This window comes from Pseudomonas sp. AP3_22 TE3818, from assembly GCF_053628995.1.
On record NZ_JBRJHL010000001.1, the window covers coordinates 2,379,685 to 2,401,974 of the forward strand.

19 protein-coding genes are annotated in these 22,290 nt (G+C 60.2%); 1 reads left to right on the forward strand and 18 read right to left on the reverse strand.

What is annotated here, in order from left to right; all coding sequences use genetic code 11:
• Nucleotides 1–3 precede the first annotated feature (3 nt).
• The 18 genes from nuoI to AB7M25_RS10870 form a co-directional block, all read right to left on the reverse strand.
• Nucleotides 4–549 (reverse strand): NADH-quinone oxidoreductase subunit NuoI, encoded by a 546-nt coding sequence (gene nuoI / locus AB7M25_RS10785; protein WP_007970449.1) that lies wholly within the window; start codon nt 547–549, stop codon nt 4–6.
• 12 nt (nt 550–561) lie between these two features.
• Complete coding sequence (nuoH, locus tag AB7M25_RS10790) at nt 562–1,569, reverse strand: NADH-quinone oxidoreductase subunit NuoH (RefSeq protein ID WP_116581352.1); 1,008 nt, start codon at nt 1,567–1,569, stop codon at nt 562–564.
• A complete protein-coding gene (gene nuoG / locus AB7M25_RS10795; protein ID WP_454237270.1) occupies nt 1,566–4,280 on the reverse strand; it encodes an NADH-quinone oxidoreductase subunit NuoG in 2,715 nt (904 codons plus the stop codon). Before nuoG ends, nuoH begins: the two co-directional genes overlap by 4 nt.
• 136 nt (nt 4,281–4,416) lie before the next feature.
• On the reverse strand, nt 4,417–5,772 hold the full coding sequence (gene nuoF, locus AB7M25_RS10800) for an NADH-quinone oxidoreductase subunit NuoF (RefSeq protein WP_057714158.1): 1,356 nt from the start codon (nt 5,770–5,772) through the stop codon (nt 4,417–4,419).
• Nucleotides 5,769–6,266: an NADH-quinone oxidoreductase subunit NuoE gene (nuoE, locus tag AB7M25_RS10805; protein ID WP_008053447.1), complete on the reverse strand. Its 498-nt coding sequence runs from the start codon at nt 6,264–6,266 to the stop codon at nt 5,769–5,771. The genes nuoF and nuoE overlap by 4 nt, the downstream gene beginning before the upstream one ends.
• 2 nt (nt 6,267–6,268) lie before the next feature.
• Entirely contained in the window at nt 6,269–8,053 is a 1,785-nt protein-coding gene (gene nuoC, locus AB7M25_RS10810; protein ID WP_007981273.1) for an NADH-quinone oxidoreductase subunit C/D, read from the reverse strand.
• A gap of 72 nt (nt 8,054–8,125) precedes the next feature.
• The gene (locus AB7M25_RS10815) at nt 8,126–8,800 is read right to left on the reverse strand and encodes a NuoB/complex I 20 kDa subunit family protein (RefSeq protein WP_007970441.1); all 675 of its coding nucleotides are present in this window, start codon (nt 8,798–8,800) and stop codon (nt 8,126–8,128) included.
• 10 nt (nt 8,801–8,810) lie between these two features.
• A complete protein-coding gene (locus tag AB7M25_RS10820) occupies nt 8,811–9,224 on the reverse strand; it encodes an NADH-quinone oxidoreductase subunit A (protein ID WP_003223812.1) in 414 nt (137 codons plus the stop codon).
• A 568-nt stretch (nt 9,225–9,792) separates the two neighbouring features.
• The gene (aceA, locus tag AB7M25_RS10825) at nt 9,793–11,118 is read right to left on the reverse strand and encodes an isocitrate lyase (RefSeq protein WP_007970439.1); all 1,326 of its coding nucleotides are present in this window, start codon (nt 11,116–11,118) and stop codon (nt 9,793–9,795) included.
• Between the two features lie 473 nt (nt 11,119–11,591).
• Nucleotides 11,592–12,344 carry a secretin N-terminal domain-containing protein gene (locus AB7M25_RS10830; protein ID WP_429383056.1) on the reverse strand — a complete coding sequence of 251 codons (753 nt, stop codon included), beginning with the start codon at nt 12,342–12,344 and terminating at the stop codon, nt 11,592–11,594.
• A 261-nt stretch (nt 12,345–12,605) separates the two neighbouring features.
• Nucleotides 12,606–13,031: a GNAT family N-acetyltransferase gene (locus tag AB7M25_RS10835; RefSeq protein WP_032829897.1), complete on the reverse strand. Its 426-nt coding sequence runs from the start codon at nt 13,029–13,031 to the stop codon at nt 12,606–12,608.
• Entirely contained in the window at nt 13,024–14,193 is a 1,170-nt protein-coding gene (locus AB7M25_RS10840) for a ribosomal protein uL16 3-hydroxylase (RefSeq protein ID WP_104447782.1), read from the reverse strand. Before AB7M25_RS10840 ends, AB7M25_RS10835 begins: the two co-directional genes overlap by 8 nt.
• A gap of 86 nt (nt 14,194–14,279) precedes the next feature.
• Nucleotides 14,280–15,650 (reverse strand): adenylosuccinate lyase, encoded by a 1,371-nt coding sequence (purB, locus tag AB7M25_RS10845; protein ID WP_007981277.1) that lies wholly within the window; start codon nt 15,648–15,650, stop codon nt 14,280–14,282.
• 124 nt (nt 15,651–15,774) lie between these two features.
• A complete protein-coding gene (gene hflD, locus AB7M25_RS10850) occupies nt 15,775–16,398 on the reverse strand; it encodes a high frequency lysogenization protein HflD (RefSeq protein WP_007972088.1) in 624 nt (207 codons plus the stop codon).
• Nucleotides 16,395–17,528: a tRNA 2-thiouridine(34) synthase MnmA gene (gene mnmA / locus AB7M25_RS10855; RefSeq protein ID WP_007972086.1), complete on the reverse strand. Its 1,134-nt coding sequence runs from the start codon at nt 17,526–17,528 to the stop codon at nt 16,395–16,397. The genes hflD and mnmA overlap by 4 nt, the downstream gene beginning before the upstream one ends.
• Nucleotides 17,529–17,587: 59 nt before the next feature.
• Entirely contained in the window at nt 17,588–18,034 is a 447-nt protein-coding gene (locus AB7M25_RS10860) for an NUDIX hydrolase (protein WP_454237271.1), read from the reverse strand.
• 216 nt (nt 18,035–18,250) lie between these two features.
• Nucleotides 18,251–20,476: an NADP-dependent isocitrate dehydrogenase gene (locus AB7M25_RS10865; RefSeq protein WP_429517121.1), complete on the reverse strand. Its 2,226-nt coding sequence runs from the start codon at nt 20,474–20,476 to the stop codon at nt 18,251–18,253.
• A 339-nt stretch (nt 20,477–20,815) separates the two neighbouring features.
• The gene (locus AB7M25_RS10870) at nt 20,816–20,983 is read right to left on the reverse strand and encodes a hypothetical protein (protein ID WP_162831814.1); all 168 of its coding nucleotides are present in this window, start codon (nt 20,981–20,983) and stop codon (nt 20,816–20,818) included.
• Here AB7M25_RS10870 and icd point away from each other — a divergent pair.
• Nucleotides 20,982–22,238 (forward strand): NADP-dependent isocitrate dehydrogenase, encoded by a 1,257-nt coding sequence (gene icd, locus AB7M25_RS10875; RefSeq protein ID WP_007972065.1) that lies wholly within the window; start codon nt 20,982–20,984, stop codon nt 22,236–22,238. The genes AB7M25_RS10870 and icd overlap by 2 nt on opposite strands.
• Nucleotides 22,239–22,290 lie beyond the last annotated feature (52 nt).

A 22,290-nucleotide genomic window follows, 5' to 3' on the forward strand; every position in this document is an offset into this window, starting at 1 on the left:
TCCTTAAGGCAGCAAGCTCTTCACGTTGATCGGTTCGGCTTCGTTCTGCGCGGAGCCTTTCGGCTTACCGGCAATCGCCATACCTGCAACACGATAGAAGTTGTAATCAGGGTTTTTGCCGGGGCCGGAGATCAGCAGATCTTCTTTCTCGTAAACCAGGTCCTGACGTTTGAACTCGGCCATCTCGAAATCCGGTGTCAGCTGGATCGCGGTGGTCGGGCAGGCTTCCTCGCAGAGGCCACAGAAAATGCAGCGCGAGAAGTTGATGCGGAAGAAGTCCGGGTACCAGCGACCGTCTTCGGTTTCAGCTTTCTGCAGCGAGATGCAACCGACCGGGCAGGCCACGGCGCACAGGTTGCAGGCTACGCAACGCTCTTCGCCATCGGGGTCGCGGGTCAGGACGATACGTCCACGGTAGCGCGGCGGCAGGTAGACCGGTTCTTCCGGGTACTGCAGCGTGTCGCGCTTGCGGAAGGCGTGGCCGAAAATCATCACCAGGCTGCGAAGCTGGGTGTAGAAGCCATGCACGATGTCAAATATGTACTTCATGATTCTCTATCCTCACTGAGCCGCGACGGCGGGCGTGTTGAGCAACACGATCGCAGCGGTCACCAGCATGTTGACGAGGGTCAGCGGCAGGCAGAACTTCCAGCTGAAATCCATCACCTGGTCATACCGTGGACGCGGAATCGACGCGCGCAGCAGGATGAACATCATGATGAAGAACGCGGTTTTCAGTGCGAACCAGATGAACGGGATCTGCGGCAGGAGACCGAACGGACCGTGCCAGCCACCGAAGAACAAGGTCACCAGCAGCGCCGAAATCAACACGATGCCGATGTACTCGCCGACGAAGAACATGCCCCATTTCATGCCGGCGTATTCAATGTGGTAACCGTCGGCCAGTTCCTGCTCCGCTTCCGGCTGGTCGAACGGGTGACGGTGAGTCACGGCCACGCCAGCGATGAAGAAGGTCAGGAAGCCGAAGATCTGCGGAATGATGAACCACAGGTTCTGCGCTTGATATTCAACGATGTCGCGCATGTTGAACGAGCCGACCTGGATCACGATGCCCATCAGCGACAGGCCCATGAACACTTCGTACGACACGGTTTGCGCCGAGGCACGCAAGCTGCCCAGCAGGGCGAACTTGTTGTTGCTCGACCAGCCGGCGAACAGCACCGCGTAGACCGAGAGGCCGGCCATGGCGAAGAAGAACAGGATGCCGATGTTGATGTCCGCCACGCCCCAGGTCGGGGTGATCGGGATGATCGCGAAGGCAATCAGCAGGGCGCTCATGGCCACGACCGGTGCCAGGGTGAAGATCATCTTGTCGGCGAATGGAGGCGTCCAGTCTTCCTTGAAGAACATCTTGATCATGTCGGCGGCGATCTGGAACGCGCCGAACGGACCGACGCGGTTCGGACCGTAACGGTCCTGCCAGAGGGCGAGCAAACGACGCTCGACCCAGCTGAGCAGGGCGCCGCAGATCACCACGGCGAGCAGAATCACCACGGCCTTGAGGACCGCGATGATCACGTCGATCACTTCAGGAGTGAACCAGGTCATTGAGCTGCCTCCTGCAGACCGTCAACGGATTTGCCAAAGATTGCTGGCGGAATACCGGCAATGCCCGCAGGCAATGCCACCAGGCCTGCGCCCAGCTCTTCATTGATGCGCAGCGGCAGACGCAGGGTCTGGCCGGCCACGTTCAGGCTCAGCATGGCACCGTCGTTGACGCCCAAGCGGTCGGCTTCGGACTTGGCCAGTGCAACGTAGGCCGCCGGAATGCGTTCCTGGACCGGAGCGGCTTTCGAAGAGTTTTCTTCGCTGCCGAACAGGTGGAAGAACGGTACGACCTGCCAGGTGCCTGGAGCCGGGTTGAACGCACGCGGAACAGTGGCGAACCAGTTCAGCGAGTCACCGCTGCTTTCGATCAGGCGGGTGCCCGGGTCGCCAGCGCGGATGTGACCACCGACTTCGTCCTGGAACTTGTTCCAGGCTTGCGGCGAGTTCCAGCCCGGAGACCAGGCGAATGGCACTTGCTGACGCGGTTCGGCCGAACCCGAGTAACCTTCCATGGAGAAGGCGAACGCGGTGTCCTTGTCCTGCGGGGTACGCGGTTCGTGCACGCTGATGTCGGCGCGCATGGCGGTACGACCGGAGTAGCGCAGCGGTTCACGGGCCAGCTTCATGCCCTTGATGCGGAACGCGGCGGACGGTGCGGCGTCGACAATGCGGTTCAGGACCGGTGTGCTGGAAGCGACAGCGGCGGTGGCGTGGTCCAGCTGGGTCCAGTCGATCGGCTGGTTCAGCAGGGTGGCGCGCAGGGCATGCAGCCAGCGCCAGCCTTCGTGAACCAGGATGCTGGCGTCCATGTACTTCGGATCGAAGACCTGGAAGAAGCGCTGGGCGCGGCCTTCCTGGCTGACCAGGGTACCGTCGCCTTCAGCGAAGCTGGCGGCTGGCAGAACCAGGTGCGCGCGATCGCTGGTGGCAGTCTTCTGATGGTCGGCCACGATCACCACTTTCGCGGCAGTCAGGGCGGCATCGACACGGGCTTTGTCGGTACGGGTGTACAGATCGTTTTCCAGCACGACGATGGCGTCAGCCTTGCCGTCGATCACGGCTTGCAGTGCGGCGTCGACCGATTCGCCACCGAGCATGGCCAGGCCGAGGCTGTTGGCCTCCGGCACGATCAGGCTGATGGAACCGTTCTTCTCGCGCAGCTTCAGGGCCTTCGCAATGTTGGCGGCAGCCTCGATCAGGGCTTTGGAGCCCAGAGAAGTACCGGCGATGATCAGTGGGCGCTTGGCCGCGAGCAGGGCGTCGGCAATGCGCTGGGCCAGTTCGAGGGCTTCAGCGTCCAGGCCTTCAACGGCCGGTGCGCTGGCGTCGAGGGCGTGAGCCACGGCGAAACCGATGCGGGCCAGGTCGTCGGGAGCGGCGTGAACGCACTCTTCGGCGATGTCGTCGAGCTTGGTTTCAGCCAGGCTGGCGATGAACAGCGGGTTCAGCGCGTGCTGGCCGATGTTCTTCACGGCGGCGTCGAGCCAGGGCTGGACGCGCATGGCGTCGGCCATGTCTTCGGCCTTGCCCTTGACCGATTGACGCAGGGACAGGGCCATGCGCGCAGCCGTCTGGGTCAGATCTTCACCGAGGACGAACACGGCGTCGTGGTCTTCGATGTCGCGCATGTTCGGCACTGGCAGCGGGCTGTCTTTGAGCACTTGCAGGACTAGACGGATGCGCTCCAGTTCGGCGGCTTCGATACCCGAGTAGAAGTGCTCGGCACCGACCAGTTCGCGCAACGCGTAGTTGCTTTCGAGGCTGGCGCGTGGCGAACCGATGCCGACGATGTTGCGACCGCGCAGCAGGTCGGCGGCTTTATCCAGTGCTTCGTCGAGACCCAGCTTGGTGCCGTTGGCCAGCAGCGGCTGACGTGGGCGGTCTTCGCGGTTGACGTAGCCATAGCCGAAACGGCCACGGTCGCACAGGAAGTACTGGTTCACCGAACCGTTGAAACGGTTTTCGATGCGGCGCAGTTCGCCGTAACGCTCGCCCGGGGAGATGTTGCAACCGCTGGAGCAGCCATGGCAGATGCTCGGCGAGAACTGCATGTCCCACTTGCGGTTGTAGCGCTCGGAGTGAGTCTTGTCGGTGAACACACCGGTCGGGCAGACCTCGGTGAGGTTGCCGGAGAACTCGCTTTCCAGGGTGCCGTCTTCAACGCGACCGAAGTACACGTTGTCGTGGGCGCCGAACACACCGAGATCGGTGCCGCCGGCGTAGTCCTTGTAGAAGCGCACGCAGCGGTAGCAAGCGATGCAGCGGTTCATTTCGTGGGAAATGAACGGGCCCAGTTGCTGGTTCTGGTGGGTACGCTTGGTGAAGCGGTAACGGCGCTCGTTGTGGCCGGTCATTACCGTCATGTCTTGCAGGTGGCAGTGACCGCCTTCCTCACAGACCGGGCAGTCGTGAGGGTGGTTGGTCATCAGCCATTCAACAACACTGGCGCGGAACGCCTTGGACTCTTCATCTTCGATGGAGATCCAGGTGTTGTCGGTGGCAGGGGTCATGCAGGACATGACGATGCGACCACGGGTGTCGTTCTCGTCGGTGTACTGCTTGACCGCGCACTGGCGGCAAGCGCCAACGCTGCCAAGGGCAGGGTGCCAGCAGAAATAAGGGATATCGAGGCCTAGCGACAGACATGCCTGTAACAGGTTGTCTGCCCCATCGACTTCGAGCTCTTTGCCGTCTACGTGGATAGTGGCCATGGTTCAAAGTTCTTCGTTGGCCCGGTGTCAGCGGGCGTGGCTAATGGAATCTTGTTATCCGCGTGAATCAACACAGCCGCTTGCGGCGTCATCACACGAAAAGCGAAGGGCACGGACCCTTCGCCTTTTTAAGCGGTTACGCGCCGACTACGATCGGCCTTGCCAGAGGCGGGACGGCGGCGCTGACAGGCGCGATACCGGCTTCGAACTCATGGCGGAAGTATTTGATTGCGCTGCCCAACGGCTCCACGGCGCCCGGTGCGTGAGCACAGAAGGTCTTGCCCGGGCCGAGGAAACCGACCAGACCCAGCAGGGTCTCGATGTCGCCTGGCTGGCCTTCACCGTTCTCGATGGCCATCAGGAGCTTGACGCTCCATGGCAAGCCATCGCGGCACGGGGTGCAGAAACCACAGGATTCGCGGGCGAAGAACTGCTCCATGTTGCGCAGCAGGGACACCATGTTGACGCTGTCGTCCACCGCCATGGCCAGGCCGGTACCCATACGGGTGCCCACTTTGGCGATGCCGCCGGCATACATTTGTGCGTCCAGGTGTTCCGGCAACAGGAAGCCGGTACCGGCGCCGCCAGGCTGCCAGGCCTTGAGCTTGTAACCGTCGCGCATGCCACCGGCGTAGTCTTCGAACAGCTCGCGACCGGTGACGCCGAACGGCAATTCCCACAGGCCCGGGTTCTTGACCTTGCCGGAGAAGCCCATGAGCTTGGTGCCCATGTCTTCGCTGCCTTCGCGAGCCAGGGATTTGTACCAGTCCACGCCGTCGGCAATGATCGCCGGCACGTTGCACAGGGTCTCGACGTTGTTCACGCAAGTCGGCTTGCCCCACACGCCAACGGCGGCAGGGAAGGGCGGCTTGGAGCGCGGGTTGGCGCGGCGGCCTTCGAGGGAGTTGATCAGTGCGGTTTCTTCACCGCAGATATAACGTCCGGCACCGGTGTGGACGAACAGCTCGAAATCGAAACCGCTGCCCAGGATGTTCTTGCCCAAAAGGCCTGCTGCCTTGGCTTCTTCCACGGCACGGTTCAGGTGCTTGGCGGCGGTGGTGTACTCGCCACGCAGGAAGATGTAGCCACGGTAGGTTTTCAGTGCACGGGCGCTGATCAGCATGCCTTCGATCAGCAGATGGGGCAGTTGCTCCATCAGCATGCGGTCTTTCCAGGTGTTCGGCTCCATTTCATCCGCGTTGCACAGCAGGTAGCGGATGTTGATGGATTCGTCCTTGGGCATCAGGCCCCACTTCACGCCAGTGGGGAAGCCTGCACCGCCGCGACCCTTGAGGCCGGAATCTTTCACGGTCTGGACGATGTCGTCCTGGGCCATGTCGGCGAAGGCCTTGCGCGCAGCGGCGTAACCGTTCTTGGCCTGGTATTCGTCGAGCCAGACGGCTTCGCCGTCGTCGCGCAGACGCCAGGTGAGCGGGTGAGTCTCGGCCGAACGCTTGATGCGGTTGGCTGGACCGAAGGAAGTCAGGGTCATACGTAGCCCTCGAGCAATTTGGCAACGCCGGCAGGCTGCACATCACCGAAAGTGTCGTCGTCGATCATCAGCGCCGGCGCCTTGTCGCAGTTGCCGAGGCAGCAGACCGGCAGCAGGGTGAAACGACCGTCGGTGGTGGTCTGACCCAGGCCGATGCCGAGCTTGCTCTGGATTTCGCTGACCACGGACTCGTGGCCGCCGATGTAGCAGACCATGCTGTCGCAGACGCGAATGATGTGACGGCCGACCGGCTGACGGAAGATCTGGCTGTAGAACGTCGCCACGCCTTCAACATCGCTGGCCGGGATGCCGAGGATCTCGCCGATGGCGTACAGGGCGCCGTCCGGCACCCAGCCACGTTCCTTCTGGACGATCTTCAGGGCTTCGATCGACGCCGCGCGCGGGTCTTCGTAGTGATGCAACTCGTGCTCGATGGCCGAGCGCTCGGTTTCACTCAAGGTGAAACGGTCTGTCTGGATAAGCGTGCTGTTCATGCTTAGCGGTCCACGTCGGCCATAACGAAATCGATACTACCCAGGTACGCGATCAAGTCCGCGACCATGCTGCCTTTGATCACCGAAGGGATCTGCTGCAGGTGCGGGAAGCTTGGGGTACGAATCCGGGTGCGGTAGCTCATGGTGCCGCCATCGCTCGTCAGGTAATAACTGTTGATGCCCTTGGTCGCTTCGATCATCTGGAAGGATTCGTTGGCCGGCATGACCGGGCCCCACGAAACTTGCAGGAAGTGCGTGATCAAGGTTTCGATGTGCTGCAGGGTGCGCTCTTTCGGCGGCGGCGTGGTCAGCGGATGATCCGCCTTGTACGGGCCTTCCGGCATGTTGCGCAGGCACTGGTCGATGATCCTGATGCTCTGGCGCATCTCCTCGACACGCACGATGCAGCGGTCGTAGGCATCGCCGTTGGCGGCCAGCGGCACTTCGAATTCGAAGTTCTCGTAGCCCGAGTACGGGCGCGCTTTACGCAGGTCGAAGTCGCAACCGGTCGAACGCAGGCCGGCACCGGTGACACCCCATTCCAGGGCCTCTTTGGTGTTGTAGTCGGCGACGCCGATGGTCCGGCCACGCAGGATGCTGTTGTCCAGGGCGGCTTTCTGGTATTCGTCCAGACGCTTGGGCATCCACTCGACGAAGTCCTTGACCAGCTTTTCCCAGCCGCGCGGCAGGTCGTGGGCGACACCACCGATGCGGTACCAGGCCGGGTGCAGACGGAAACCGGTAATGGCCTCGATCACCGTGTAGGCGCGCTGACGGTCGGTGAAGGTGAAGAACACCGGGGTCATGGCGCCGACGTCCTGGATGTAGGTACCCAGGAACAGCAGGTGGCTGGTGATCCGGAAGAACTCGGCCATCATGATGCGGATGACGTCGACCTTCTCCGGAACCTTGATGCCGGCCAGCTTCTCGACCGAGAGCACGTACGGCAGGTTGTTCATCACGCCGCCGAGGTAATCGATACGGTCGGTGTACGGGATGAAGCTGTGCCACGACTGACGCTCGGCCATTTTCTCGGCACCACGGTGGTGGTAACCGACGTCCGGTACGCAATCGACGATCTCTTCACCGTCCAGCTGCAGGATGATGCGGAACGCACCGTGCGCCGAAGGGTGGTTCGGGCCGAGGTTGAGGAACATGTAGTCCTCGTTCGGGCCGGAGCGTTTCATGCCCCAGTCTTCCGGCTTGAAGCGCGCGGACTCTTCTTCGAGCTGCTGCTTGGCCAGGTTCAGGGTGAACGGATCGAACTCGGTGGCGCGCGCCGGGAAGTCCTTGCGCAGCGGGTGACCTTCCCAGGTCGGCGGCATCATGATGCGCGACAGGTGAGGGTGGCCTTTGAAGTCGATGCCGAACATGTCCCAGACTTCACGCTCGTACCAGTTGGCGTTTGGCCAGATGCTGGTGACGGTCGGCAGGCTGAGGTCGCTCTCGGACAAGGCGACCTTGATCATTACGTCACTATTACGTTCGATCGACATCAAGTGGTAGAACACGGAGAAGTCGACGCCGTTCGGCAGCCCTTGACGCTTGGTGCGCAGACGCTCGTCCACGCCGTGCAGGTCATAGAGCATGACGTACGGCTTGGGCAGGTTACGCAGGAAAGTCAGGACTTCGACGAGTTTGGCGCGGGCAACCCAAAGCACCGGCATGCCGGTGCGGGTAGGCTGGGCGGTGAACGCCTCCGGGCCAAAACGGTTGTTCAGTTCGACGACCACATCCTGGTCGTCTGCCTTGTAAGGCGGGATGTACAGAGCACTGCCTGTAGTCATGGTTATTTATCGCTTTCGGTCAACGTAAAGAATGAAGCCAGCTTCTCGTTTCTTTGAAACAGCAGATCTGGATCAGACTTCGTCGGGGCTGCGCAGGTTGGTTACCTGAATACGCTGTTCGCGGCGCTTTTCCTTCTCGGAAGGCATCTCGGCGCGATACACGCCTTGATCGCCAACGACCCAGGAAAGTGGGCGACGCTCCTGGCCAATCGACTCCTGCAACAGCATCAAACCTTGCAGGAAAGCTTCAGGGCGGGGCGGGCAGCCAGGCACGTAGACGTCCACGGGCAGGAACTTGTCCACCCCTTGAACGACGGAGTAGATGTCGTACATGCCACCGGAGTTGGCGCACGAACCCATGGAAATGACCCATTTAGGTTCGAGCATTTGCTCGTAGAGACGCTGAATGATCGGCGCCATCTTGATGAAGCAGGTACCGGCGATAACCATGAAATCCGCCTGGCGCGGCGATGCCCGGATAACCTCGGCGCCAAAGCGCGCGATGTCGTGGGGCGCCGTGAAGGCGGTGGTCATTTCCACGTAGCAGCACGAAAGACCGAAGTTATACGGCCACAGGGAGTTCTTGCGCCCCCAGTTGATCGTGCCGTTGAGCACGTCTTCGAGCTTGCCCATGAAAATGTTTTTGTGGACTTGATCTTCTAACGGATCGGAAACGGTTTCCCGCTGGCCAATCGGATACTGCTCGTTAGGAGCATCGGGGTCGATCCTGGTGAGATTGTATTGCATTGCCAAAGCCTCATTGTTTCAGCTTCGCTTGCCGCTTGCGCCGAGCTTCCGGAGCCCAGTCAAGGGCGCCCACTCGGAATAGGTAGACAAGGCCTGCCAACAGAATTGCTATGAAAACGAGAGCTTCGACGAATCCGGTCCAGCCGCTTTCGCGGACGGACACAGACCATGCAAAGAGAAAGAGGGCTTCGATATCGAAGATCACGAAGAGCATCGCGACCAGATAGAATTTGGCTGAGAGCCGCAAGCGGGCGCCACCTGTAGGTAGCATGCCGGACTCGAACGGTTCGTTTTTGCTGCGGCCCCAGGCTTTTGACCCGAGGAGGCTGGAGACGCCCAGCATGAAGGCGCAGAGGCCGACAACGCCTAGAAGGAAAATGGCAAAGCCCCAGTTGTGGGCCATGAGTCCTGTCGCTTCGGGCATGCTGGTAATCCTTAACAGAGAGCAAAGGTCTCTGAGCTTGAAAAGAAACAAAAGCAGTGACGATATGTCGCAGCAATCAATCCCGCTGATTTTATGGCTAAACACCCGGCAAGTAAAATTCCTATAGCGAAATTATTTATAGGAATAAGGACATAGGGAACCCCAAAAGCCCTGTGGCCCTTGGCCCGTGGGCATTAGCCGGCATTTCGTCAATTATGTTTTGTAAGGAATGTAACGAACATAGTTGCAGCTAAATGATAATCAATATTGTTTGGCTTGGTTTTTATACTGCTTGTCCTTCAGATACTCGGGAAGTTGTCTTATATGGGCGTTACTTGTAGGAGCGAGCTCGCTCGCGATGGTCGTGAACGATAACGCGGGGAACCAGATTCCCCAGCGGCGTCCTTGAGTTTTTCGCGAGCAGGCTCGCTCCTACAGGGAGAGTGTGGTGTTGGTGAAATCGCAGGCAAAAAAACGCCCCGAACCAGGCGGTCGGGGCGTCAGATGTGCAGCGCTGCGGTTAGCTTTCTATTCGGCCCGCAGCGGCTGATGTCTCAGGCGAAGCAGATCAGTGGAACTGTTCTTCTTCAGTCGAACCGGTCAGCGCGGTTACCGAAGACGAGCCACCCTGGATCACGGTGGTCATGTCGTCGAAGTAGCCGGTGCCCACTTCCTGCTGGTGGGCCACGAAGGTGTAACCCTTGGCGGCGTCAGCGAATTCCTGCTCCTGCAGCTTCACGTAGGCAGTCATGTCGTTGCGGGCGTAGTCGTGCGCCAGGTTGAACATGCTGTGCCACATGTTGTGAATGCCGGCCAGGGTGATGAACTGGTGCTTGTAGCCCATGGCGGACAGTTCGCGCTGGAACTTGGCGATGGTCGCGTCGTCCAGGTTTTTCTTCCAGTTGAAGGAAGGCGAGCAGTTGTACGACAGCAGTTGGTCCGGGTATTCCTTCTTGATCGCTTCAGCGAAGCGACGAGCCTCGTCCAGGTCCGGCTTGGCGGTTTCGCACCAGATCAGGTCGGCGTACGGAGCGTAGGCCAGGCCACGGGCGATCGCTTGATCCAGGCCGGCGCGCACTTTGTAGAAGCCTTCCTGGGTACGTTCGCCAGTCACGAATGGCTGGTCGTACGGGTCGCAGTCGGACGTCAGCAGGTCAGCGGCGTTCGCGTCGGTACGGGCCAGGATGATGGTCGGGGTACCGGCGACGTCAGCTGCCAGACGGGCAGCGGTCAGCTTCTGTACGGCTTCCTGGGTCGGAACCAGTACCTTGCCGCCCATGTGGCCGCATTTTTTCACGGAAGCCAGCTGGTCTTCGAAGTGAACGCCGGCGGCGCCTGCTTCGATCATGCTCTTCATCAGCTCGTAGGCGTTCAGTACGCCGCCGAAACCGGCTTCAGCGTCAGCCACGATCGGTGCGAAGTAGTCGATGTAGCCAGCGTCGCCCGGGTTCTTGCCGGCTTTCCACTGGATCTGGTCGGCACGACGGAACGAGTTGTTGATGCGCTTGACCACGGTTGGAACCGAGTCCACCGGGTACAGCGACTGGTCCGGGTACATCGATTCGGCGGAGTTGTTGTCCGCAGCAACCTGCCAGCCCGACAGGTAGATCGCCTGGATACCGGCTTTGACTTGTTGTACAGCCTGGCCGCCGGTCAGGGCGCCCATGCAGTTGACGAAATCTTTCTCAGGACGGAAGGCTGGCTTGGCACCCTGGGTGACTAGGTTCCACAGCTTCTCGGCGCCCATTTTTGCAAAGGTGTGCTCAGGTTGAACCGAGCCACGCAGGCGGACGACGTCAGCAGCGGAGTAAGTGCGTGTCACGCCTTTCCAGCGCGGGTTTTCAGCCCAGTCTTTTTCGAGGGCTGCAATTTGCTGTTCGCGTGTCAGTGCCATGGGAGATAAACCTCGTCGCGTCTTTATGAAAAGTTGTTCTGCGGTGGAAAATTCCTGCGCTCGCTGACCAGAAGCTTAAACGGTCAAGTCGGATTCGGCGGGGAGGGCGACGGGATGAACGATGGGCTCGAGGGGAAGTGAGCAGGTAAAGGCGAACTGCGGGCGCATTCGGGCGTCGTGGGCCTTGGTACGAACATCAGTGTGCTGCCGGGTTACCTATTACGCTTCCGTCCCTCGGGACAACTTCGTTCCAGTCGACAACCTCGTCAAACACACCTTGTGGGCGGTACAGACACGAAGCGGTTCGCGGGGTAGGTGCGAACATCGCCTCGAAGGCCCTTGCCAGGGCCCCTGATTAGCGGGAGCGAGGCCATCATGCCTTCGCTTTTTAGGCTCGTCAAACGTTTTGTAGTGCTTTTTTTCAGGCACTACATCTTTGGTCTAATACGACTCGCCAGTCAGTTTTCGGTGGTTTAGTCCAAGGTGTCGACTTTCACCCGCAAAGTCATGTCGTTGCGGCTCTGGGTTGAGTAGCTGCGGGTCTGGCCCTGTTTGTCGGCCTGGGTCTGGCCATTGACCCCGGCCAGCAGGATCCACTCACCGAGGTGGCCGGTGACGGTTGTGTCGGTACTTTGCACGTTCACTACATCGGGACGTTCCTGGCTCATGCGGTCACGGTTGGTACTGATCGAGAGGTGAACGATGTCGCCGGTGACGTTTGCGGTGACGTAAAAGCCCTGGGTGACGTTGCGGTATTCGGTCTGGTTGCGCAGGTCGCCATAGGAATCGGTCTGCGAACTGGTCAGTGGCACGCTCTGGCCGACCTGGATCAGCGCCGGTGCGCCTTCGCTGGCCTGCACTTGCTGAATGCCGCCGTCACGGCTGTCGGTGCTGTAGTTGATGATGCGAGTCTTGGCGCCGTTGGCTGAAGAACCCTGGTCACCCTGGAAGTTGTTGTCGCTGGTGTCGACAGTGATCAGCAGGCGCTTGGGCGCCGTGTCGAGTTGGGAAAGAAGGGCTTTAAGTTCGTCGATCTTGCGCTGATCGGCGTTGACGATGAGTTGATTGCCGTAGGCGCTGACCTGTCCGTCCTTGCCGACGAAATCCTGCGCCACCGGCAGAAGATCGGCACTGGTGTGGTACTTGAGGGGGACGATTTCTGTGGCTGCCATCACCGAAAAACTGCAGCCCAGCAGCAGGGTGGTGAGCAGGGTGCGTAGGGACATATCCGTTATCTCCGGCTTTGTGGTGTGTGTAGGAGCGAGCTTGCTCGCGATGGTCGTCAACGATAATGCGTGAAGCCTGACACCCCGCGGCGCTCTCAGGTGCATCGCGAGCAAGCTCGCTCCTACAGGTGCATGAGTTGATATTGCCAGTTTGTCGGCCCGTAGTGGCGCTAGTTGAATCGTAGACAGCAAAACGCCCCGGTATCCGAAGAGAGCGGGGCGTTTTGTGGTGCTTGCATGTTGCTTTTGTGGCGAGGGGGCTCAGGCCGAATGCCGAACCATGTCCACATGCGGAATCCCGGCTTCCAGGAACTCCTCACTGACCATGTGAAAGCCCAGGCGCTCATAGAACGCCGTGGCTTGTACCTGGGCGCTGAGCATCTGCTGCTTGAGTCCGCGCTCTTCGGCTTCGCCGATGACCGCTTGCATCAGCGCATCGCCGACTTTCAGGCCGCGCCAGTCCTTGAGCACCGAGACCCGGCCAACATGTCCATCGGGCAACAGGCGCGCGGTACCGATTGGAAAGTCGCCTTCGTAAGCGAGGAAATGCACTGCATCAATGTCATCGGCGTCCCATTCCAGTTCTGGCGGAACGGATTGCTCGGCGACGAACACCGTCTCACGAATGCGCCGGATCTCGGCGTTGTCCTTTTGCCAGTCTGCGACACGTACGTGAATCTTATTCATCGGCAAACCCCAGGCTTCCCTGCTTGACCAGTTCGCACAGCAGGCCGCGGCCGTCTTCATCGCTCAACCATTCGCCGAGGTTGTCGGCGTGCAGCGCGTCAGCGGCGCAGATCATCTTCAGCAGTTCGCGCAGTTTGCCCGGCAGGTAACGGCTCTGGCCGCTGGCGAACAGCAGCAGGTCGTCATCGACTTCGGACCATGCCAGGCGCGCGCTCGGGTTGCGAATCAGGATCGCGCCTTGCTCCAGGGCGGACATGAAGTCCTCTTCTTCGACGTCTTCCGGACCCACCACCAGTTCCGGGTAGCGTGGCTCGGTCATGAACTGGCCGAACCAGGTCAGCAGCAGGCGCTCGTCGCTCATGTGCTCGGCCAGCAGGCCTTTGAGGCGGTCGAGTGCATCGCGCTGGATCTGGTGAGGGTCGGCAGTCGGCAAGGCGTCGGCGTCGGTGTAGCGTTCTTCGTCCGACAGGAACTGGCTGAGGAAGTCGGTGAAGTGGGTCAGCACTTCAGCGGCGCTCGGCGCGCGGAAACCCACCGAGTAGGTCATGCAGTCATCCACGGCGACGCCACAGTGGGCCAGGCGTGGCGGCAGGTAGAGCATGTCGCCCGGTTCCAGCACCCATTCATCGGTGGCTTCGAATTCGGAGAGGATGCGCAGGTCGGCGTGGGCCAGCATCGGGCTCTCGGCGTTGCACATCTGGCCGATCTTCCAGTTGCGCTTGCCGTGGCCTTGCAGCAGGAACACGTCGTAGTTGTCGAAGTGTGGACCCACGCTGCCGCCCGGCGCGGCGTAGCTGATCATCACGTCGTCGATGCGCCAGCTCGGCAGGAAGCGGAAATTTTCCAGCAGTTCGCTGACTTCCGGGACGAACTGATCCACGGCCTGAACCAGCAGGGTCCAGTCACGCTCAGGCAGCTTGCTGAATTCATCTTCGGCGAACGGGCCGCGACGCAATTCCCATGGGCGCTCGCCATTCTCGATAATCAGGCGCGATTCGACTTCTTCTTCCAGCGCCAGGCCGGCCAGTTCGTCGGCGTCGATCGGGCTTTCGAAATCAGGAATCGCCTGGCGGATCAACAGCGGCTTTTTCTGCCAGTAATCGCGCAGGAATTCCCGTGCCGTGATGCCGCCCAGAAGTTGAAGAGGAATATCAGGATTCATGTGTAACCTATTGAAAAAATGCACTTTTCAGACGGGAATAAAAACGCCCGGCGCGGCCGGGCGTCTTCAAAGGGTCTAGCGATCGATCAGATGCGTCTGGCTTGTTCCACGGCATTGCCGATGTAGTTCGCCGGGGTGAGCAGTTTCAGCTCGGCCTTGGCGGCGGCTGGCATGTCCAGGCCGTCGATGAAAGTCTGCAGCGCTTCAGGGCTGATGCCCTTGCCGCGGGTCAATTCTTTCAGTTTTTCGTACGGGTTTTCGATGTTGTAGCGACGCATCACGGTCTGGATCGGCTCGGCCAATACTTCCCAGCAAGCGTCCAGGTCAGCGGCGATCTTCTGCTCGTTGAGTTCAAGTTTGCTGATGCCCTTGAGGCTGGCTTCGTACGCGATCACGCTGTGGGCGAAGCCGACGCCGAGGTTGCGCAGTACGGTGGAGTCGGTCAGGTCGCGCTGCCAGCGGGAGATCGGCAGCTTGCTCGCCAGGTGCTGGAACAGTGCGTTGGCGATGCCCAGGTTGCCTTCGGAGTTTTCGAAGTCGATCGGGTTGACCTTGTGCGGCATGGTCGACGAACCGATTTCGCCAGCGATGGTGCGCTGTTTGAAGTAACCCAGGGAGATGTAGCCCCAGATGTCGCGGTCGAAGTCGATCAGGATGGTGTTGAAGCGGGCGATCGCGTCGAACAGCTCGGCAATGTAGTCGTGCGGTTCGATCTGCGTGGTGTACGGGTTGAAGCCCAGGCCCAGCTCGTCTTCGATGAAGGCGCGGGCATTGGCTTCCCAGTCGATCTCAGGGTAGGCCGACAGGTGGGCGTTGTAGTTGCCGACAGCGCCGTTGATCTTGCCCAGCAGTGGAACGGCAGCGACTTGAGCGATCTGGCGCTCCAGGCGGTAAACCACGTTCGCCAGTTCTTTGCCCAGGGTGGTCGGCGAGGCCGGTTGACCGTGGGTGCGCGACAGCATCGGCACGTCGGCGAAGCGGATGGCCAATTCGCGGATGGCGTTGGCGGTCTGGCGCATCAGCGGCAGCATCACGTCATCACGGCCTTCGCGCAGCATCAGGGCGTGGGACAGGTTGTTGATGTCCTCGCTGGTGCAGGCAAAGTGGATGAACTCGCTGACCTTGGCCAGTTCCGGCAGCTTGGCCGCTTGCTCTTTGAGCAGGTATTCGATGGCCTTGACGTCGTGGTTGGTGGTGCGCTCGATCTCTTTGACGCGCTCGGCGTGCTCCAGAGAGAAGTTTTCCGCCAGGGTGTTGAGCACAGCGTTGGCTTCGGCGGAGAACGCCGGCACTTCGCTGATGGCAGGGTGAGCGGCCAGGCGCTGGAGCCAGCGCACTTCAACCAGAACGCGGGCACGGATCAGGCCGTACTCGCTGAAAATTGGGCGCAGGGCCTGGGTTTTGCCGGCGTAGCGGCCGTCAACAGGGGAAACCGCAGTGAGCGAAGAGAGCTGCATGGGGTGTTCTCGGACAGTCGGGCAACGAAATGGGGCGCGTATCATACATGAAAAAATCCGCCGGTCCGTCGCCAACTGACCGGCGTATTACGCGTATTGCAGAGTTCGGTACTGTCGATGCGGGTTATTCGTTACGCATCAAGGGGTAAAGCTCTTTGAGCAATTTGCGACGGCTGATCACCAACTGCCAGCGATGACCGCCCAATTGCCGCCACAGGCGTGCAGAACGGATGCCGGCCAGCAGCAGGGCACGAATTTTCGAGGCGTTGCTCGGTTGTTGCAGGTTGCGCATGTCGCCGTGCACCTGGATGCGTTGGCGCAGGGTGCTCAGCGTGTCCTGGTACAGTGCGCCGCAGGCGGCGATCACATTTTCGTGAGCCGGGCCGAAGTGTTCGACCTGGGACTGAATCTGCGGCAAACGCTTGCCGATCACCTCGAGCATGTCGCCACGTTTTGCCAGTTGGCGCTCAAGACCGAGCATGGCCAGGGCATAGCGCAGCGGCTCGCGCTGCAGGGCGCTCGGATCGCGCTCGAGGGCGCCGATCAGGGCGCGATAGCCTTCACGCAGGTTGATGTCATCGCCGCCATAGACTTCCAGGGTGTCCTTGGGGTCGCGGATCAGCAGGCTGCCGAGCATGCAGCTCAGGCCAGCCTCGTTGGTCTGGCCGCTCTTGGCAATCCTGTCCACCAGCACCGCGGCGAGAAACACGCCGCCCAGTGCTGTCAGTTGCTCCTGAATCGGGTTCATAGGGCCTGGCCCTTGCTCGTCCACGGCTCGGCGACTTCAATCACACCGCCGCCGAGGCAGATTTCACCGTCATAGAACACCACGGACTGGCCTGGAGTGACCGCGCGTTGCGGATCATCGAAGGTCGCGCGATAACCGGTAGCGGTTTTTTCCAGGGTGCAGGGCTGGTCGCTCTGGCGATAACGAACCTTGGCGGTCAGCTTGCGTGGCTGGCTCAGGTCGATCGGGTTGACCCAGTAGATATCGGAAGCGAGCAGGGCGCGGGAGAACAGCCACGGGTGGTCATTGCCCTGGCCAACGATCAGTTCGTTGTGCTCCAGGTCCTTGATCAGCACGTACCACGGCTCGTCACTGGCGTCTTTCAGGCCGCCGATGCCCAGGCCCTGACGCTGGCCGATGGTGTGATACATCAGGCCATGATGACGGCCGATGATTTCACCTTCGGTGGTCTTGATCTCGCCCGGTTGTGCCGGCAGGTACTGTTTGAGGAAATCGCTGAAACGGCGCTCGCCGATAAAGCAGATCCCGGTGGAGTCCTTCTTCTTCGCGGTCGCCAGTTCGTATTTCTCGGCAATCGCGCGCACTTGCGGTTTTTCCAGTTCGCCGACCGGGAACAGGGTCTTGGCGATCTGTTCGCCGCCGACGGCGTGCAGGAAGTAGCTCTGGTCCTTGTTCGGGTCCAGGCCCTTGAGCAGTTCGGTGCGGCCATCGATGTCGCGGCGACGCACGTAGTGGCCGGTGGCGATCAGGTCGGCGCCCAGCATCATGGCGTAGTCGAGGAACGCCTTGAACTTGATTTCGCGGTTGCACAGGATGTCCGGGTTCGGCGTGCGTCCGGCCTTGTATTCAGCCAAGAAATGCTCGAACACATTGTCCCAGTACTCGGCAGCGAAGTTGGCGGTGTGCAGCTTGATGCCAATCTTGTCGCACACGGCCTGAGCGTCCGCCAGGTCATCCATGGCGGTGCAGTATTCGGTTCCATCGTCTTCTTCCCAGTTCTTCATGAACAGGCCTTCCACCTCATAACCCTGCTCGATCAGCAGGAGGGCGGAAACGGAAGAGTCCACGCCGCCGGACATGCCGACAATGACGCGCTTCTTTTGTGTGTCAGAAGGGGCTGGATCACGCATAGGGATTCAATGAGTGTCTTGAAAAAGGACGCGATTCTAACAGGCTGGAGCCTGCATGGCTAAAGAGAAGGACGGATCAATTCAAGGTTGAAGTGAATGCCTGCCAGATAGTCGTCGATGCAGCGCATGATCAACTCGCTGCGCCAGTTGTCGCGTTGTTCCATTAATTCGTCGCGGGTCAACCACTTGGCGCCGACGATGCCGTCGTCAAGTTGATAATCCGGGCGATGTTTCAGTGGTTTGGCGATGAAGCACACCCGCTGGTAGGTCACGCCGTTGCTCGGGGCGGTATAGAGGTAAATGCCCAGTACGCCGGTCGGTTCGACGTCCCAGCCGGTTTCCTCGAGGGTTTCGCGAACGGCGGCTTCGGTCAGGGTCTCGTTCGGGTCCAGGTGGCCGGCGGGCTGGTTCAGTACCAGGCGACCGTGCTTGAGTTCTTCGACCATCAGGAAGCGGCCATTGTCTTCGACGATGGTGGCGACGGTAATGTGGGGTAGCCAATCCATGAGTTGTCCTCGGTTTTGAGCATTAAAACCCGGCCCCTGTGGGAGCTGGATTGCCAGCGATAGCGGTGGGTCAGTCAATATTGCTGTTGAATGGTAAACCGTCATCGCTGGCAAGCCAGCTCCCACAGGGGCGGGTTCCCAGAGATAAATTTGTGTGAAGGCCAGAAAACACAAACCCCGGCACATGGCCGGGGTTTGTGGTGCTTCGTTACAACCTTAAACCAACGCTGCAACCGCCGCGTTGAAGGTTGCGCTTGGACGCATGGCCTTGCTGATCAGCTCGGCGTCGGCGTGGTAGTAGCCGCCGATGTCCACTGGCTTGCCCTGAACGGCGTTGAGTTCGGCAACGATGGTCGCCTCGTTCTCGGTCAGGGTTTTGGCCAGGGTCGCGAACTGCGCTTGCAGTGCAGTGTCTTCGGTCTGGGCGGCCAGGGCTTGAGCCCAGTACAGCGCCAGGTAGAAGTGGCTGCCGCGGTTGTCGATGTTGCCGACTTTGCGCGATGGCGACTTGTTGTTGTCCAGGAACTGGCCGGTGGCCTGGTCCAGGGTCTTGGCCAGTACCAGCGCCTTTGGATTGTTGTAGGTCACGCCCAGGTGTTCCAGGGATGCGGCCAGGGCCAGGAATTCACCCAGCGAATCCCAGCGCAGGAAGTTTTCTTCCAGCAGTTGCTGAACGTGCTTCGGCGCCGAACCGCCAGCGCCGGTTTCGAACAGGCCACCGCCGTTCATCAGCGGCACGATCGACAGCATCTTGGCGCTGGTGCCCAGTTCCATGATCGGGAACAGGTCGGTCAGGTAGTCGCGCAGTACGTTGCCGGTCACCGAGATGGTGTCCTTGCCTTCGCGGGTGCGCTGCAGGGTGAACTTCATGGCGTCGACAGGCGACATGATCTGGATGTCCAGGCCGGCGGTGTCGTGATCCTTCAGGTAGGCCTGAACTTTCTCGATCACCACGCCGTCGTGGGCGCGCATTGGGTCCAGCCAGAAAATCGCCGGCGTGCTGCTGGCGCGAGCACGGTTGACCGCCAGTTTGACCCAGTCCTGGATCGGTGCATCTTTGGTCTGGCACATGCGGAAGATGTCGCCGGCTTCGACCGACTGCTCCAGCAGCAGGGTGCCCTTGCTGTCGGTGACGCGAACTACGCCGTCAGCCTTGATCTGGAAGGTCTTGTCGTGGGAGCCGTACTCTTCGGCTTTCTTCGCCATCAGGCCAACGTTCGGCACGCTGCCCATGGTGGTCGGGTCGAAGGCGCCGTTGGCTTTGCAATCTTCGATCACGGCCTGGTAGATGGTGGCGTAGCAGCGATCCGGGATCACGGCCTTGGTGTCGTGCAACTGGCCGTCGGTGCCCCACATCTTGCCGGAGTCACGGATCATCGCCGGCATCGAGGCGTCGACGATCACGTCGCTCGGTACGTGCAGGTTGGTGATGCCTTTGTCGGAGTTGACCATCGCCAGGGAAGGGCGAGCGGCGTAGACCGCCTGGATGTCAGCTTCGATGGCCGCTTGCTGTTCAGCAGGCAGGGCCTTGATGCGAGCGTACAGGTCGCCGATGCCGTTGTTGAGGTTGAAGCCGATCTGTGCCAGCACGTCAGCGTGCTTGGCCAGTGCGTCTTTATAGAACTCGGCAACGATCTGGCCGAACATGATCGGGTCGGAGACCTTCATCATGGTCGCTTTCAGGTGAACCGACAGCAGCACGCCTTGTGCCTTGGCGTCTTCGATTTCGGCGGCGATGAAGCTGCGCAGGGCGTTTTTGCTCATGACCGCGCAATCGAGGATCTCACCGGCTTGTACGCTGGTCTTTTCTTTCAGGACGGTGGCGGTGCCGTCTTGAGCGATCAGTTCGATTTTCACGGCGTCAGCGGCGTCGATCAGGGCGGCTTTTTCGCTGCCGTAGAAATCGCCGGTGCTCATGTGCGCGACGTGGGACTTGGAGTCCTTGGCCCAGGCGCCCATTTTGTGCGGGTGCTTGCGCGCGTAGTTCTTGACCGACAGCGGAGCGCGACGGTCGGAGTTGCCTTCACGCAGAACCGGGTTCACGGCGCTGCCCTTGACCTTGTCGTAGCGCGCCTTGGCTTCTTTGTCGGCGTCGCAGGTCACGGTTTCCGGGTAGTCCGGCAGGTTGTAGCCCTGGGCTTGCAGCTCTTTGATCGCGGCTTGCAGTTGTGGAACCGAAGCACTGATGTTCGGCAGCTTGATGATGTTGGCTTCAGGCGTAACGGCCAGGGCGCCCAGTTCGGCGAGGTGGTCGGCTACGGCTTTGTCGCCCAGTTGCTCGGGGAAGCTGGCCAGGATGCGCCCTGCAAGAGAGATATCGCGGGTTTCAACGGCGATATCAGCCGAGGCGGTGAACGCCTCTACGATAGGCAACAGTGAATAGGTGGCGAGGGCAGGAGCTTCGTCGGTGAAGGTATAGATGATCTTCGAGCGGGTGGGCATATTCGGATTAACTCTCTCTTCTTTGCTAAAGCGTGCGCAGAAACTCGAGGGCGCCGGGTAAGCGCGTTCGTTCAAAGTCATCCATGAGCCGAATATCGAGGTTTCGTTGCTGTGATGTTGGGTGCATCAGTAGGGCGTCATGCAGTCGGGCTGCGGTAACAGACCGACTTTGGGCGTAAACACTCGTCGCTATTTATCAAGCGGCAGGCTGCTCAGTCCGTCGTGACCCTTTAGTCAGCGGCGGCATTATACATAGGTAGCTGGCAATCTGCCGATGGTTCATACGCAACGAATGTCGTCCATTGGTCTAAAGGTCGCAGGGGCGAGGAGGGCGTAAGGTCATTCGTCGTGCTTGAGTTTGGCGTTTTTCCCTTTGCTTTCAGGCTTGTAGGCCGCTGGTTGTGCGGCTTTGCGGCATATGGATAGAACATAGGGTTTGCGCGCCGATTCAACTGGGTTACGCTCGAACCAAGCCAGATGTTCAATCCAATCAATGGAGTTCAGCATGGGTTACAAGAAGATTCAGGTTCCAGCCGTCGGCGACAAAATCACCGTCAATGCAGACCATTCTCTCAATGTTCCTAATAACCCGATCATCCCCTTCATCGAAGGCGACGGCATTGGTGTCGACATCAGCCCGGTCATGATCAAGGTTGTCGATGCTGCTGTTAAGAAGGCTTATGGTGGCGAGCGCAAGATTTCCTGGATGGAGGTATACGCCGGGGAAAAGGCGACTCAGGTCTACGATCAGGATACCTGGCTGCCTCAGGAAACCCTGGACGCGGTCAAGGATTACGTGGTTTCCATCAAGGGCCCGCTGACCACCCCGGTCGGTGGCGGCATCCGTTCGCTGAACGTGGCCCTGCGCCAGCAACTCGACCTGTATGTCTGCCTGCGCCCGGTGCGCTGGTTCGAAGGCGTGCCTAGCCCGGTCAAGAAGCCAGGCGATGTCGACATGACCATCTTCCGCGAGAACTCCGAAGACATCTACGCCGGCATCGAGTGGAAGGCCGGTACGCCGGAAGCCACCAAGGTCATCAAGTTTCTTAAAGAAGAAATGGGCGTCACCAAGATCCGTTTCGACGAGAACTGCGGTATCGGTGTCAAGCCGGTTTCGCTGCAAGGCACCAAGCGTCTGGCGCGCAAGGCTCTGCAATATGTGGTCGACAATGATCGCGATTCGCTGACCATCGTGCACAAAGGCAACATCATGAAGTTCACCGAAGGCGCCTTCAAGGAATGGGCCTACGAAGTGGCTGCTGAGGAATTCGGCGCGACCCTGCTCGACGGCGGTCCGTGGATGCAGTTCAAGAACCCGAAAACCGGCAAGAACGTCATCGTCAAGGATGCCATCGCCGACGCCATGCTCCAGCAGATCCTGCTGCGCCCGGCCGAATACGATGTGATCGCGACCCTGAACCTGAACGGTGACTACCTCTCCGACGCCCTGGCGGCGGAAGTGGGCGGTATCGGTATCGCACCGGGTGCCAACCTGTCCGACACCGTGGCCATGTTCGAAGCCACCCACGGTACGGCGCCGAAGTACGCCGGCAAGGACCAGGTCAACCCGGGTTCGCTGATCCTCTCCGCTGAAATGATGCTGCGCCACATGGGCTGGACCGAAGCGGCCGACCTGATCATCAAGGGCACCAATGGCGCGATTTCCGCCAAGACCGTGACCTATGATTTCGAGCGTCTGATGGAGGGCGCGAAACTGGTGTCGTCCTCCGGTTTCGGTGATGCGCTGATCTCGCACATGTAAGAAAACGCAGGTACACAAAAACCGCCTGATTCAAGAAGTTGAGTCAGGCGGT

Excerpts from the sequence above, each read along its gene's own strand:
- nuoI (WP_007970449.1), bottom strand. The coding sequence starts at position 549 with ATGAAGTACATATTTGACATCGTGCATGGCTTCTACACCCAGCTTCGC.
- nuoH (WP_116581352.1), bottom strand. The coding sequence starts at position 1,569 with ATGACCTGGTTCACTCCTGAAGTGATCGACGTGATCATCGCGGTCCTC.
- nuoG (WP_454237270.1), bottom strand. The coding sequence starts at position 4,280 with ATGGCCACTATCCACGTAGACGGCAAAGAGCTCGAAGTCGATGGGGCA.
- nuoF (WP_057714158.1), bottom strand. The coding sequence starts at position 5,772 with ATGACCCTGACTTCCTTCGGTCCAGCCAACCGCATCAAGCGTTCGGCC.
- nuoE (WP_008053447.1), bottom strand. The coding sequence starts at position 6,266 with ATGAACAGCACGCTTATCCAGACAGACCGTTTCACCTTGAGTGAAACC.
- nuoC (WP_007981273.1), bottom strand. The coding sequence starts at position 8,053 with ATGACTACAGGCAGTGCTCTGTACATCCCGCCTTACAAGGCAGACGAC.
- AB7M25_RS10815 (WP_007970441.1), bottom strand. The coding sequence starts at position 8,800 with ATGCAATACAATCTCACCAGGATCGACCCCGATGCTCCTAACGAGCAG.
- AB7M25_RS10820 (WP_003223812.1), bottom strand. The coding sequence starts at position 9,224 with ATGCCCGAAGCGACAGGACTCATGGCCCACAACTGGGGCTTTGCCATT.
- aceA (WP_007970439.1), bottom strand. The coding sequence starts at position 11,118 with ATGGCACTGACACGCGAACAGCAAATTGCAGCCCTCGAAAAAGACTGG.
- AB7M25_RS10830 (WP_429383056.1), bottom strand. The coding sequence starts at position 12,344 with ATGTCCCTACGCACCCTGCTCACCACCCTGCTGCTGGGCTGCAGTTTT.
- AB7M25_RS10835 (WP_032829897.1), bottom strand. The coding sequence starts at position 13,031 with ATGAATAAGATTCACGTACGTGTCGCAGACTGGCAAAAGGACAACGCC.
- AB7M25_RS10840 (WP_104447782.1), bottom strand. The coding sequence starts at position 14,193 with ATGAATCCTGATATTCCTCTTCAACTTCTGGGCGGCATCACGGCACGG.
- purB (WP_007981277.1), bottom strand. The coding sequence starts at position 15,650 with ATGCAGCTCTCTTCGCTCACTGCGGTTTCCCCTGTTGACGGCCGCTAC.
- hflD (WP_007972088.1), bottom strand. The coding sequence starts at position 16,398 with ATGAACCCGATTCAGGAGCAACTGACAGCACTGGGCGGCGTGTTTCTC.
- mnmA (WP_007972086.1), bottom strand. The coding sequence starts at position 17,528 with ATGCGTGATCCAGCCCCTTCTGACACACAAAAGAAGCGCGTCATTGTC.
- AB7M25_RS10860 (WP_454237271.1), bottom strand. The coding sequence starts at position 18,034 with ATGGATTGGCTACCCCACATTACCGTCGCCACCATCGTCGAAGACAAT.
- AB7M25_RS10865 (WP_429517121.1), bottom strand. The coding sequence starts at position 20,476 with ATGCCCACCCGCTCGAAGATCATCTATACCTTCACCGACGAAGCTCCT.
- icd (WP_007972065.1), top strand. The coding sequence starts at position 20,982 with ATGGGTTACAAGAAGATTCAGGTTCCAGCCGTCGGCGACAAAATCACC.
- AB7M25_RS10870 (WP_162831814.1), bottom strand. The coding sequence starts at position 20,983 with ATGCTGAACTCCATTGATTGGATTGAACATCTGGCTTGGTTCGAGCGT.